This window comes from Hymenobacter glacieicola (assembly GCF_014640315.1).
In the GTDB taxonomy this organism is placed as follows: Bacteria; Bacteroidota; Bacteroidia; order Cytophagales; family Hymenobacteraceae; genus Hymenobacter; species Hymenobacter glacieicola.
The window spans coordinates 330,226-344,412 of the sequence record NZ_BMGS01000001.1 but is presented as its reverse complement, the minus strand read 5'-3'; the positions used below and the strand labels follow the sequence as shown (position 1 = coordinate 344,412).

Below are 14,187 nucleotides of genomic sequence, written 5' to 3'. Positions count from 1 at the left end.
CTGTTGAATGAAAGCGGTATTAGCGAATGGCGTTACCTTTTTGCTTGGCGATGATGCCTTCAGCAAGGTTAGCAGGCACCTGGTCGTAGTGCGAGAACGTCAGCGAGGCAGAAGCGCGGCCCGACGAAATAGTGCGCAGCGACGTCACGTAGCCGAACAGCTCCGACAGCGGAACGTCAGCCTTGATAACGTTGGCACCACCTTTCGTGTCCATGCCTTTCATGATACCACGACGACGGTTCAGGTCACCTGTTACCGAGCCGGTGTACTCATCCGGCGAAACTACTTCCACAGCCATGATGGGCTCGAGCAGTTTCGGACCGGCTTGCTTGCCAGCTTCGCGGAAACCACCACGGGCGGCGAGTTCGAACGACAGAGCGTCCGAGTCAACGTCGTGGTACGAACCGAAGAACAGACGTACGCGCATGCCTTCGATGGGGAAGCCCGCAAGCGGACCGTTCTTCATGGCTTCTTCGAAACCTTTCTGAACCGGCGCAATGAATTCGCGGGGGATAACACCACCCGTGATATCGTTTACGAACTCTAGACCTGGCTTTTCAGGCTCAGTCAGTTTCGGACCGAGTTCGAATACAATGTCACCGAACTTACCACGACCACCGGTCTGCTTCTTGTAGGTTTCCCGGTGCTCAACCGTTTTGGTCAGCACTTCTTTGTACGCTACCTGCGGAGCACCCTGGTTGATTTCCACCTTGAACTCCCGACGCATCCGGTCGATGATGATTTCAAGGTGAAGCTCACCCATACCTTTCAGTACGGTCTGGCCCGTCTCGGGGTCCGTCTGTACCACCAGGGTAGGATCTTCTTCCACGAGCTTGGCAATGGCCATACCCATCTTATCCACGTCAGCCTGAGTTTTGGGCTCAATGGCGTAACCGATAACGGGCTCGGGGAACGACATCGACTCCAGTACTACGCGCGACTTCTCGTCGGTCAGCGTGTCACCAGTCTTGATGTCTTTGAAACCCACGCCGGCAGCAATGTCACCAGCCTGGATTTTGTCGATGGGGTTCTGCTTGTTGGAGTGCATCTGCATCAGGCGCGAGATACGCTCCTTCTTGCCGGTGCGGTTGTTGAACACGTACGAACCAGCGTCGAGCTGACCGCTGTAGCAGCGGAAGAAGCACAGACGGCCTACGAACGGGTCGGTAGCAATTTTGAACGCCAGCGCGGTGAAGGGCTCGTCGTTGTCGGGGTGACGCTCGATTTCCTCGCCCGTGTCGGGGTTGGTACCGATGATGGCAGGCATGTCCAGCGGCGACGGCAGATAGGCCATAACGGCATCCAGCATCGACTGTACACCCTTATTTTTGAAGGCGGAGCCGCACATTACGGGCGAGAACTTCATGTCGATAACCGCTTTGCGAATTACCACCATCATTTCTTCGCGCGTGATGGAGTCCGGGTCGTCGAAGAATTTCTCCATCAACGTGTCGTCGTACTCAGCTACGCTTTCCACGAGCTTCTCACGCCACTCGGCAACCGTGTCCACGAGGTCCTCGGGAACTGGGATTTCCTTGTAGGTTTTGCCCTGGGTTTCGTCGTCCCACACGATGGCTTTGCCAGTCAGCAGGTCAACTACACCTTTGAAGGTGTCTTCAGCGCCAATCGGGATTTGCAGCGGCACGGGCGTAGCGCCCAGCTTCTCTTTAATCTCGTTAACGGCTTTGAAGAAGTCAGCACCGGCGCGGTCCATCTTGTTAACGAAGCAGATGCGCGGCACTTTGTATTTATCAGCCTGACGCCAAACGGTTTCCGACTGCGGCTCTACGCCTGAAACGGCGCAGAACAGAGCCACGGCACCGTCCAGAACACGCAGTGAACGTTCTACCTCTACGGTGAAGTCCACGTGACCGGGCGTGTCGATTAGGTTGATCTTGTATTGCTTGGTTTCCGGAGTCGGGTCGCCCTGTACCGTGGGGTAGTTCCAGAAGGTCGTAGTAGCAGCCGACGTGATGGTGATACCACGCTCCTGCTCCTGCTCCATCCAGTCCATCGTGGCGGCACCTTCGTGCACTTCCCCGATTTTGTGGGTTTTACCGGTGTAGTAGAGAATGCGCTCCGACGTGGTAGTCTTACCAGCGTCGATGTGCGCCATAATCCCGATGTTCCGGAGGTATTGCAGTTCTTTATTAACAGCCATTGCTTTTTTTGTGACGGAGGGACTTTAGTAGTTGAGCTCGTAGAACGCGAAAATTGCTTTTCCCATTCCCGGAGCCGGCAACTTCTAAAGCCCCTGCGAGGTCTGATTAGAAGCGGAAGTGCGAGAAAGCCTTGTTGGCTTCTGCCATCCGGTGCGTGTCGTCCTTTTTCTTCACGGCAGCACCTTCACCTTTGGCGGCGGCAATGATTTCGCCCGCCAGCTTGTCCTTCATGGTTTTCTCACCACGACGACGAGCATATTGAATCAGCCACTTCGAGCCAACCGCAATACGACGGTCCGGACGAACCTCGGTGGGTACCTGGAAGGTAGCACCCCCTACGCGGCGGCTTTTCACCTCCACGGTCGGCATTACGTTGTTGAGGGCTTTGCGCCACATCTCCAGGCCGCTTTCTTTGGTGCGCTGCTCAACCAGTTCGCAGGCATCGTAGAAAATGGTGTAGGCCAGGTTTTTCTTCCCGTCGTACATCATGTAGTTGACGAAACGGGTTACCAGCGTCTCCTTGAACTTGGGGTCCGGCAGGAGGATGCGCTTCTTCGGTTTTGACTTTCTCATGGGTGTAGAAATGAGCGTGGGTAGCGAGCAGTGGGATAAGAACCATGTGCTATCCGGCACTGGGCACTACCGTACTCGTATTCAATTACTTTTTCTTGCCGGGTGCGGGTTTGCCACCTTTGCCTGCTGCGGCAGCTTGGCCTGGCTTCGGACGCTTAGCGCCGTACTTAGAGCGGCGCTGCAAACGGCCGTTTACACCAGCGGTGTCCAGGGCGCCACGGATGATGTGGTAACGCACACCGGGAAGGTCTTTCACGCGGCCACCACGGATCAGCACGATGCTGTGCTCCTGCAGGTTGTGGCCTTCACCGGGGATGTAGGCGTTAACTTCTTTGCCGTTGGTCAGGCGCACACGGGCAACTTTACGCATAGCCGAGTTCGGCTTCTTAGGCGTGGTGGTGTACACACGGGTGCAAACGCCACGGCGCTGCGGGCACGAGTCAAGAGCCGGCGACTTCGACTTCGTCGTCAGCTTCTCGCGGCCTTTTCGTACTAACTGATTGATGGTAGGCATCTACGGAATGTTTTGTCAAGGAGGGTTCTCTCCCAAAAATTAGGCTTGCAAAGGTATAGAAGTTGCCTGGAAATAGCAAACGGGTTGAAAGAGTTAATTTTAGGGAAACCACTGCCGTGTTTTCCGCTGCTTTCCAACTCGTTTTTACTGGTACTTAGCGTTTGGCTAGGCTTCTCAGTAAGGTCTCCTACCTTACTATCTCAAGTTACACTTCAAAAGCCGGCAGCTGCCACCGACGACCAGTGAGCTTGCGCAACGTGCGCTGCCAGCTCGGTAGGTTCCGGTAGGCTAGCTCCTGTTCGTGCAGCGTGGGTAGGTTCAGCTGGTGTAGTCGCCGCAGCAACTCCGCTGAACCATGGCTGCCGTACGTGCTGAAGACCCGGGTGATGGCGGGCCGGGCTTCCTTCAGATTCCAATAATGCCACAAGTAAGCAGGCACGTCAGTTATGGTTCCTTCGGCGGCAAAGCGCAGGCTGAAAGCCAGCTGCTCCATCATGTGCTTGTTGTAAGTGACGTAGAGCTGCTCGGCCAAGCTCATTACTTCCCGTAGGAGGTAGGCTTTGTCACTGCGCAGGGCGATAACGCCGGAGTTGAACAGCTCGGTTTCGGAAGTCACCTGGAACACTTTGCCGCCTACCTTCCATTCGTGCCCGCGTAGGTGCCGGTACACTTTCCGGCTGAGTGTATTGCCCGAAATCAGGCAGCCTTCGTTCTGGTGCATGAAAAACTGCCCGGCCTGAATAGCACCGAATAAAGTAGCGGGGCTTTGGCGCCAGATGGTGTCGGTATCGAGGAAGAGCAGATTGCCGGGGTAGTGCGCCGCCGCGTGTTCCAAGATTCCAATCTTGAGTAGGTATACTTTGTTGGCTGCTCCACGCCACGCCTGCCACTGTTCGGGCGCAACAACGGGGTAGTGAACATCAGGCCGGCTTCCGAGCACCTGCTGGAACGCCACGGCCTCATCCGTATACACCAAAATCTGCGTATCCGGCTGGGGGGTAGGCTCCTGCTGATAGTAGGATAAGATGCTGTAGAGAGCCTCGCTTCGAATGTCAACAGAGCCGAAAGCCAGATAAATCAGGGAGTTCATGGCGCAAAGATAACGGACCCGCCAGCATCCAGTAAGCAAGACTGAAATTGAACATAAATAAGTAAAGGCTTCTACCAACTCGGTAAAAGCCTTTACTATCGTATAATTATTCTCAGGATTACGCTTCCCCTACCTTACCACCAAAACCCATTGGGTACAATGGGCCGTCATTGGGTTGCTCCTTGATTGCGCCGTTGGCCTGCTCGAACCGTTCAATGTTTTCCGTCAAGGCCGCTACCAAGCGCTTAGCGTGTTCGGGCGTGAGGATGATGCGGGACTTTACCTTGGCTTTGGGCAAGCCAGGCATCAGCCGGATGAAGTCAATGACAAACTCGCTGTTGCTGTGCGCAATCATGGCGAGGTTGGCGTACTCGCCCTCGGCAATTTCCTCCGACAGCTCGATGCTGATGGCGTTAGGGTCCTGGGGTTGAGACGCGTCGGCGTCGCCTTCAGGTTTGATTGGTTGGTTCATGGGGTATCAAGATTGGCGTTGGGGTGCAACGTTACGTCAGGTAATTTTTTGGAAGGTTTACTAAAGCGTAAGAGCAAAAGCAGTATGAAGTAGCAGATCAAAGGTACCCACTGCAAATACCTTATCGGTTCGTCCCGAACAAAACTTGTAGTGTCTTCTTCGCTTCTAAGTGCCATAGCTATGTAAATAAGAATAGCAATGTCAAGCGTATTAATGAAGACTACAAAGTACAGTAATGCTGCTGTTAACTTCTGTACTATTCTCCCGAATAAATTCTTTCTTAGATAAGCAGTACTGCTGTTATAGTAACGAATAGGAACTGAGGTGTAACGATGAATGTCATAACATCTTTTTGACCTTTGCCAGTGTGATGACTGATGTATTGTGTTCTTTCAAAGTCAGCAAGTACATACCAGCTTACTAGCATAAACAGGAGAATACAGAATACAATTGAGTTATATCGAACAGTTCTCATTGCATGTATTATAAGTAGAAGCTGCAGTATAAGAAAAAAGCCGGCCGGGTTTCCCCAGCCGGCTTCTCTTATATACTCCGGTTCAGATTACTCCGATACCGACTCGCGACGCGTAGCGCGGGCGCCCCGCTTGGCGGGAGCAGGCGTATCGTCGGTCTTGGCAGCCTGGGCGGCTTCCAGCTCTTCCTTCGACCCCACAATCTGACGCGTGTACTCGCGCAGACCGGTACCAGCCGGGATGAGGTGACCTACGATTACGTTCTCCTTCAGGCCCAGCAGTTCGTCGGCCTTGCCACGGATGGCGGCTTCCGACAGTACCTTGGTCGTCTCCTGGAAGGAAGCGGCCGAGATGAACGACTGGGTACCCAACGACGCCTGGGTGATACCCTGCAGGGTCGGGCGGGATACGGACGGTTGCGCGTCGCGCACCTCCACCAACTGCAGGTCGCGGCGGCGCAGGCTGCTGTTCTCGTCGCGCAGGCGACGAGCCGTCACAATCTGACCGGGCTTCAGGTTCGTTGAGTCGCCGGCATTGGTTACCACCTTCATGTCGATGATGGTATCGTTTTCCTCCATGAAGATAATCTTGTCGATTACCTGGTGTTCGAGGAACGACGTGTCGCCAGCGTCCAGAATCACCACTTTCTGCATCATCTGGCGAACTACTACCTCGATGTGCTTATCGTTGATTTTCACACCCTGCAAGCGGTATACTTCCTGAATCTCGTTCACAAGGTATTCCTGCACGGCACCGGGGCCCTGAATGCTCAGGATATCGGAAGGCGTAATAGCACCGTCGGACAGCGGAGCACCCGCGCGGATGAAGTCGTTGTCCTGCACCAGAATGTGCTTGGACAGCGGCACCATGTACTTCTTCTTGACGCCGTCTTTCGACTCGACGAAGATTTCACGGTTACCACGCTTCACCGTACCGTAGGTTACCACCCCGTCGATTTCCGACACCACGGCCGGGTTCGAGGGGTTACGGGCTTCGAAGAGCTCCGTAACGCGGGGCAAACCACCGGTAATGTCGCGGGTTTTGCCCACGGCACGCGGAATCTTGGCCAGAATCTGACCAGCCTTGATTTTCTCGCCGTTCTCCACGTTCAAGTGCGAACCTACCGGGATGGAGTAACCCTTCGAACCTTCCATGTCACCCTTTTTGCCGGGGCGCACGATGATGGCGGGGTTCTGATCCTTCGCCTTCGATTCGATGATTACTTTCTCACGGTGACCCGTCTGCTCATCCGACTCCTCGCGGTAGGTGATGCCTTCCGTAATGGCGTCGTACTGAATGGTACCGTCGAACTCGGCCAGAATAACGGCGTTGTAGGGGTCCCAGTTGTTGAGCTCCTGGCCTTTCTCTACCTCCTGACCTTCGTCAACGAGCAGGAAAGAGCCGTAGGGAACGTGGTTGGAGATGAACACCTTGCCGGTGCCTTTCTCTACGATGCGAATTTCGCCCGAACGACCCATGACCACTTTCACCGGCTCGCCATCGGCGTTGGCGGTTTCTACGGTCCGGATGTCTTCGAACTCCACCACACCGGCGAACTTGGCGCGCAGGCTAGCCTCCACGGCAATGTTGGAAGCCGTACCACCTACGTGGAAGGTACGCAGGGTCAGCTGAGTACCAGGCTCACCAATGGACTGGGCGGCAATTACACCAACAGCCTCACCCTTCTGGACCATGCGGCCCGACGAGAGGTTACGGCCGTAGCAACGGGCGCAGATACCACGCTTCGATTCGCAGGTCAGTACCGAGCGAATCTCAACCGACTCAATGCTGGTAGCATCGATGCGGCGGGTAACTTCCTCGGTAATCTCATCACCGGCAGTGAGGATAACCTCGTCCGTCAGCGGGTCGATGATATCGTGCACGGCTACGCGGCCCAGAATACGCTCGGCCAGCGGCTCTACTACGTCCTCGTTGTCTTTCAACGCGAAGGTTTCGATGCCACGCAGGGTACCGCAGTCGTTTTCGTTTACGATTACGTCCTGCGACACGTCTACCAGACGACGAGTCAGGTAGCCGGCGTCAGCCGTTTTCAGAGCCGTATCGGCCAGACCCTTACGGGCACCGTGAGTCGAAATGAAGTACTCGATTACGTCCAGGCCTTCTTTGAAGTTCGACAGAATCGGGTTTTCGATAATCTCACCTACCGAACCCTGCAGCGACTTCTGCGGCTTGGCCATCAGACCCCGCATACCACCGAGCTGACGAATCTGCTCACGCGAACCACGGGCACCGGAGTGCATCATCATGTAAATCGAGTTGAAGCCCTGGTTCTCCTTTTCGAGGCGACCCATGAGGGTTTCAGTGATTTGGTTGTTGATGCGGGTCCAGATGTCGATAACCTGGTTGTAACGCTCGTTGTCGGTAATCAGACCCATCTGGTAGTTCTGCGTAACGGCCTTCACGTCGTTCTGCGCTTGCAGAACCAGGGCATCTTTCTCTTTCGGAATCTGGATGTCGCCCAGACCCATCGACAGACCACCTTTGTAAGCCGACTGGAAGCCCAGCGTCTTGATGTCGTCGAGGAACTGTGCGGTGCGGGCCATACCAGTCCGCTTGAACACCATCGAAATGATCTGCTGCAGCTTTTTCTTGGTCAGCAGCTCATCTACGAAACCTACTTCGGCTGGCACAAGCTGGTTGAACAGCACGCGGCCGGCTACGGTTTCGATGATCTTTGTAACAAGGTTATCTTCCTCGTCGCGAACCTGCGTGCGCACCTTGATGTAGGCGTGCTTTGACAGTTGACCTTCGTTGAGAGCAATAACCACTTCCTCGTCCGAGTAGAACATGCGGCCTTCGCCCTGGATCTGCTCTTCTTCCGTGCTGCGCTTGCCTTTGGTTACGTAGTACAGGCCCAGAACCATGTCCTGCGACGGTACCGCAATGGGCGCGCCGTTGGCCGGGTTCAGGATGTTGTGCGAGGCCAGCATCAGCATAGAGGCTTCCAGGATAGCGGCCGGGCCGAGGGGCACGTGCACAGCCATCTGGTCACCGTCAAAGTCAGCGTTGAAGGCGGTACACACCAGCGGGTGCAGCTGGATAGCTTTACCCTCGATGAGGCGGGGCTGGAATGCCTGGATACCCAAGCGGTGCAGCGTAGGAGCACGGTTCAGCAGTACGGGGTGACCCTTGAGCACGTTCTCGAGGATGTCCCATACTACGGCGTCCTTACGGTCCACGATTTTCTTGGCCGACTTCACCGTTTTCACGATGCCGCGCTCAATGAGCTTACGGATGATAAACGGCTTGAACAGCTCAGCAGCCATATTTTTGGGCAGACCGCACTCGTGCAGCTTCAGCTCGGGGCCTACTACAATAACCGAACGGCCAGAGTAGTCGACACGCTTACCAAGCAGGTTCTGACGGAAGCGGCCCTGCTTGCCTTTCAGCATATCAGACAGCGACTTCAGGGCGCGGTTACCTTCGGCGCGCACGGCGTTTACCTTACGCGAGTTATCGAAGAGCGAGTCCACGGCTTCCTGCAGCATGCGCTTCTCGTTCCGCAGAATCACCTCCGGAGCCTTGATTTCGATCAGGCGCTTGAGGCGGTTGTTACGGATGATAACGCGACGGTACAGGTCGTTCAAGTCGGAGGTAGCGAAACGACCACCATCCAACGGCACGAGGGGACGCAGTTCCGGCGGAATCACCGGCACCATGCGGATTACCATCCACTCGGGCTTGTTCTCGATGCGGGTAGCCGCGTCGCGGAACGCTTCCACTACGCGCAGACGCTTCAGAGCCTCAGCTTTACGCTGCTGCGAAGTTTCGTGGGCAGCCGAGTCGCGCAACGAGTACGACAGCTCGTCGAGGTTGGTGCGCTCCAGCAGGAGTTGCAGCGCATCAGCCCCCATGCGGGCAATGAATTTGTTGGGGTCCTCGTTTGGCAGCATCTGGTTCTCCCGGGGGAGCTTGTCGATGATGTCGAGGTATTCGTCTTCGGTCAGGAAGTCCAGCTGCTGTACGCCTTCTTCGGCAAGTACACCAGGCTGCACCACTACGTACCGCTCGTAATAGATAATCTGGTCAAGCTTCTTGGTGGGTAGGCCCAGCAAGTAGCCGATTTTGTTAGGCAGGGACTTAAAGTACCAGATGTGCGCTACGGGCACCACCAGTTCGATGTGGCCCATCCGCTCCCGACGTACTTTCTTCTCGGTCACCTCCACACCGCACCGGTCGCAGATGATGCCTTTGTAGCGAATTCGCTTGTATTTGCCGCAGTGGCATTCCCAGTCCTTTACGGGACCGAAAATCCGCTCGCAAAACAGGCCGCCCATTTCGGGCTTGTACGTCCGGTAGTTGATCGTCTCGGGCTTTACTACTTCACCGTTCGACCGCTCCAGAATGGATTCGGGCGAGGCCAGCGAAATGGTAACTTTCGAGAAGTCCTGTACCAGTTTCTTGTTTTTTGCAAACGCCATGTAGGGTAGCTGTTGTTAGCTGGTGGCTTTTATCTGTTCGTTGGTTCCGCTATTCTTAAGAGTAGTCGGAAAGAACATAACAGTTCGACTCTGCGAAAAGTGCTCTGCGGGTCGGATAGGTACGCCGCGCAGTAGGTTTTCGCCAGGTCTGGTAATCGGGTGATTCAGCGAGCTGAATCAAGTTGCGGCCAGTTGCCGCCGGGGTTTAGTATCGTTCTGACCATATCTCGGAACGACGCCGGCAGCGGCTGTTATCGGTTGACCGAACCGCAGGTACTTTATGTGATAAGACTTGAAAGTGGCTGCCGATACCGAAGCACCAGCAGCCACCTTATTCAAACCTTAGTCAAGCGTGATTTCTAGTGCCAGACCGCGCAACTCGTGGATGAGTACGTTGAATGACTCGGGGATATTCGGCTTGGGAAGCACGTCGCCTTTTACAATGGCTTCGTACGCTTTAGCGCGGCCTACCACGTCATCCGACTTCACCGTCAGGATTTCCTGGAGTACGTTGGAAGCACCGAAGGCCTCCAGCGCCCACACTTCCATTTCGCCGAAGCGCTGACCACCGAACTGCGCTTTACCGCCGAGGGGCTGCTGGGTGATGAGCGAGTACGGTCCGATAGAACGGGCGTGCATCTTGTCATCCACCAAGTGACCCAGCTTCAGCATGTAAATCACGCCTACGGTTACCGGCTGGTCGAAACGCTGACCGGTCAGACCGTCGTGCAGGTACGCCCGGCCGAAGGTCGGCAGACCAGCTTCCGTCAACTCGCGCGATACTTCCTCTTCGGTAGCACCGTCGAAAATCGGGGTAGCGTAGGTGCGGCCCAGCTTCAGGCCAGCCCAGCCCAGTACAGTTTCATAAATCTGACCGATGTTCATGCGGCTTGGTACACCCAGCGGGTTCAGCACGATGTCCATCGGGGTGCCGTCGGGCAGGAAGGGCATGTCCTCATCGCGCACGATGCGGGCTACTACCCCTTTGTTCCCGTGACGACCGGCCATTTTATCACCCACCTTCAGCTTGCGCTTCTTGGCGATGTATACTTTGGCCAGCTGCACGATACCAGCGGGGAGCTCGTCGCCTACTTCCAGCGTAAACCGGTCGCGCTTGAAGCGGGCCGTGATAGTGTTGCGCTTCTTGGCGTAGTTTTTCACCAAGTCGAGCAGCATGCCATTCACGCGGGAATCAGCTGTCCAGTTCTCCAGAATGAGGTCTTTGAACATGTTCACCTCTTCCGGCACGGCGTAGTTGCTCTCGTCCTTATAGGGGTTCTTCTCGGGGAACAGCGCTTCCGTGATGTTCTTCTTCCCGAATTTCACACCCTTAGTCAGGATTTCGTCGCCGAACTTGTGCTTCACGCCCTGGGAGGTTTTGCCTTCCAGCAGCTGCACCAGCTTCTCGATCATCACGGCTTTGATACCGCGCAGCTCGCGAGCGTACGACTCCTTCAGTTCCTCTACTTCCTTCTTGGACTTGGCCCGCAGGTTTTTGTCTTTCTTCGGACGCGAGAACAGCTTGGTGCCGATTACTACCCCGTTCAGGGACGGTGGCGCCTTAAGGGAGGCATCCTTCACGTCGCCGGCTTTGTCGCCGAAGATGGCGCGGAGCAGCTTCTCTTCCGGGGTCGGGTCGGTTTCGCCTTTGGGCGTAATCTTACCGATGAGGATGTCGCCTTCGCGAACCTCCGCCCCCAGCCGGATGATGCCGTTGTCGTCGAGGTTGCGCACGGCTTCTTCGCTCACGTTCGGAATCTCCGAGGTCAGCTCTTCTTCGCCGCGCTTGGTCTCGCGCACTTCCAGCTCAAACTCCTCAATGTGAATCGAGGTAAAGATGTCGTCGCGTACTACCTTCTCCGAAATGACAATAGCATCCTCGAAGTTGTAGCCCTGCCACGGCATGAACGCCACCTGCATGTTGCGGCCCAGGGCCAGCTCACCTTTGTTCGTGCCGTAGCCTTCGCAGAGGGGCTGCCCTTTGGTTACCCGCTCGCCCTTCTTCACGAGAGGCGTCAGGTTGATGCAAGTGTCCTGGTTGGTACGCCGGAACTTAATCAGGTCGTACGAAATCTTCTCAGCGTCGAAGCTTACGAGGATGTCGTCTTCCGTCAGGTCGTACTTTACCACGATACGGTTAGCATCTACGTAGTCGATAACCCCGTCGCCCTCGGCTACTACCAAGGTGCGGGAGTCAATGGCTACGCGACCCTCCAAGCCAGTGCCCACGATGGGAGCCTCGGCCTTCAGCAGGGGCACGGCCTGACGCTGCATGTTCGAGCCCATCAGGGCGCGGTTGGCGTCGTCGTGCTCCAGGAACGGAATCAGCGAAGCAGCCACCGATACAATCTGGTTCGGGGCTACGTCCATGTAGCTATACTCGTCGGGACCTACCACCGGGAAGTCACCTTCGAAACGGCCTTTTACCAGCTCGTTGATGAAGTTACCTTGCTCATCGATGCGGGCGTTAGCCTGCGCGATGTGGTGGGTATCTTCTTCCTCAGCCGTCAGGTACTTCACGTTCTCCGTGATGTCGACCTTACCATTCTCTACCGTGCGGTAGGGAGTTTCGATAAAGCCCATGGAGTTAACACGAGCGTGCACGCACAGCGACGAAATCAGACCGATGTTCGGTCCTTCCGGCGTTTCGATGGTACAGAGGCGGCCGTAGTGCGTGTAGTGAACGTCACGTACTTCGAAACCAGCCCGCTCGCGCGACAAACCGCCCGGTCCCAGCGCCGATACGCGACGCTTGTGCGTCACCTCGGCCAGCGGGTTGGTCTGGTCCATGAACTGGGAAAGCTGGTTGGTACCGAAGAACGAGTTGATAACGCTCGACAGGGTACGGGCGTTGATCAGGTCAACCGGCTTGAAGTCCTCGTTGTCGCGCACATTCATGCGCTCCTTAATGGTACGCGCCATCCGGGCCAGACCCACGCCGAACTGGGCGTAGAGCTGCTCCCCTACCGTGCGCACGCGGCGGTTGCTCAAGTGGTCAATGTCATCGACAATGGCCTTCGAGTTAATCAGACCGATCAGGTACTTCACGATGAGGACGATGTCCTCGTTGGTCAGCACGCGGGCGTCCCAGTTCGTGTCGATACCCAGCTTCTTATTGATACGGTAGCGGCCTACGTCCCCGAGGTCGTAGCGCTTATCCGAGAAGAATAGCTTTTGGATGATGTCGCGGGCAGTTTCCTCGTCGGGAGCCTCCGTGTTGCGGAGCTGACGGTAGATCTGCTCCACGGCTTCTTTCTCCGAGTTGGAGTTGTCCTTCTGCAGCGTGTTGTAAATAATTGCGTAGTCGGCAATGTTTACGTTCTCACGGTGCAGAATTACCGACTTGGCACCAGCGTTCAGAATAACGTCGATGTCTTCCTCTTCGATGGTAGAGTCGCGCTCCAACAGCACCTCGTTCCGGTCGATGGATACCACTTCGCCGGTATCCTCGTCCACGAAGTCTTCCGTCCAAGTGCGGAGTACCCGGGCGGCCAGCTTGCGACCCACGGCCTTCTTCAGGTTCTTTTTGTCGGCCTTCACCTCTTCCGACAGCCCGAACAGATCGAGAATGTCTTTGTCGGTACCATAGCCGATGGCGCGCAGCAGCGTCGTAACCGGGAATTTCTTCTTCCGGTCGATGTAGGCGTACATCACGTTGTTCACGTCCGTGGCAAATTCGATCCACGAGCCTTTGAACGGAATAATACGGGCCGAGTACAGCTTCGTGCCGTTCGTGTGCTTGCTCTGGGCAAAGAACACCCCGGGCGAACGGTGCAGCTGCGAAACGATAACGCGCTCGGCCCCGTTAATCACGAAAGAGCCCTTTTCGGTCATGTAGGGAATGTTCCCCAGGAACACTTCCTGCTCAATCGTTTCGAAATCCTCGTTGTCCGTGTCGTTGCAGACCAAGCGCAACTTAGCTTTCAGCGGCACTGAGTACGTCAAGCCCCGGTCAATGCACTCGTCAACGGAGTACTTGGGCGGGTCAACGTGGTAGTCAATGAAGGTCAGCACGAAGTTTTCGCGCGAGTCCGAAATCGGAAAGTTCTCGGCGAATACTTTGAAGAGGCCCTCATCGGTACGGTTCTCGGCAGCCGTTTCCAACTGGAAGAAATCCATAAACGAGCGAACCTGCACGTCCAGGAAATCCGGGTACTCAATAACCTTTTTAATCTTGGCGAAGTTGATCCGCTCGTCAGCCGCCTGCAGTTTTTGCAGGCCTGTCTGTGCTTTCGGTGTAGCCAATGTATGTGGGGTTAGGAAATGGATACTGAGAGAATCCAACTCAAGCAGCTGGCAGCACCAGAAACCTGAGGAAAATCGAAAGTTTTGGGCGCACGAAAGCGCAAAGCAGAACCTTGCGCTTCTGGCAGCCGTAGGCACGAAAAGCCGCAAAGCGGCGTGCAAACGGACTTCCGACTAGTTTGTTGCCTACAAACAGGAAAAGACCTGGCTTAGTTG

At 55.6% G+C, this 14,187-nt stretch carries 7 protein-coding genes; all 7 read right to left on the bottom strand.

Going from position 1 to position 14,187, the window contains the following annotated elements; all coding sequences use genetic code 11:
• Nucleotides 1-19: 19 nt before the first annotated feature.
• The gene (gene fusA / locus IEW18_RS01425) at nt 20-2,161 is read right to left on the bottom strand and encodes an elongation factor G (protein WP_188556033.1); all 2,142 of its coding nucleotides are present in this window, start codon (nt 2,159-2,161) and stop codon (nt 20-22) included.
• Between the two features lie 106 nt (nt 2,162-2,267).
• The gene (gene rpsG, locus IEW18_RS01420) at nt 2,268-2,735 is read right to left on the bottom strand and encodes a 30S ribosomal protein S7 (RefSeq protein ID WP_110976705.1); all 468 of its coding nucleotides are present in this window, start codon (nt 2,733-2,735) and stop codon (nt 2,268-2,270) included.
• A gap of 85 nt (nt 2,736-2,820) precedes the next feature.
• Nucleotides 2,821-3,249, bottom strand: coding sequence for a 30S ribosomal protein S12 (gene rpsL, locus IEW18_RS01415; RefSeq protein ID WP_045688446.1), 429 nt, complete (start codon nt 3,247-3,249; stop codon nt 2,821-2,823).
• Between the two features lie 205 nt (nt 3,250-3,454).
• The gene (locus tag IEW18_RS01410; protein WP_188556032.1) at nt 3,455-4,339 is read right to left on the bottom strand and encodes a hypothetical protein; all 885 of its coding nucleotides are present in this window, start codon (nt 4,337-4,339) and stop codon (nt 3,455-3,457) included.
• A gap of 118 nt (nt 4,340-4,457) precedes the next feature.
• A complete protein-coding gene (locus IEW18_RS01405) occupies nt 4,458-4,811 on the bottom strand; it encodes a DUF3467 domain-containing protein (RefSeq protein ID WP_188556031.1) in 354 nt (117 codons plus the stop codon).
• Between the two features lie 562 nt (nt 4,812-5,373).
• On the bottom strand, nt 5,374-9,726 hold the full coding sequence (rpoC, locus tag IEW18_RS01400) for a DNA-directed RNA polymerase subunit beta' (protein ID WP_188556030.1): 4,353 nt from the start codon (nt 9,724-9,726) through the stop codon (nt 5,374-5,376).
• 342 nt (nt 9,727-10,068) lie between these two features.
• Nucleotides 10,069-13,944 carry a DNA-directed RNA polymerase subunit beta gene (rpoB, locus tag IEW18_RS01395; protein ID WP_188556338.1) on the bottom strand — a complete coding sequence of 1,292 codons (3,876 nt, stop codon included), beginning with the start codon at nt 13,942-13,944 and terminating at the stop codon, nt 10,069-10,071.
• Nucleotides 13,945-14,187: the final 243 nt, after the last annotated feature.

Coding starts and splice junctions, on each gene's coding strand:
- rpoC (WP_188556030.1), bottom strand. CDS start 9,726: ATGGCGTTTGCAAAAAACAAGAAACTGGTACAGGACTTCTCGAAAGTT.
- fusA (WP_188556033.1), bottom strand. CDS start 2,161: ATGGCTGTTAATAAAGAACTGCAATACCTCCGGAACATCGGGATTATG.
- IEW18_RS01405 (WP_188556031.1), bottom strand. CDS start 4,811: ATGAACCAACCAATCAAACCTGAAGGCGACGCCGACGCGTCTCAACCC.
- rpsL (WP_045688446.1), bottom strand. CDS start 3,249: ATGCCTACCATCAATCAGTTAGTACGAAAAGGCCGCGAGAAGCTGACG.
- rpsG (WP_110976705.1), bottom strand. CDS start 2,735: ATGAGAAAGTCAAAACCGAAGAAGCGCATCCTCCTGCCGGACCCCAAG.
- IEW18_RS01410 (WP_188556032.1), bottom strand. CDS start 4,339: ATGAACTCCCTGATTTATCTGGCTTTCGGCTCTGTTGACATTCGAAGC.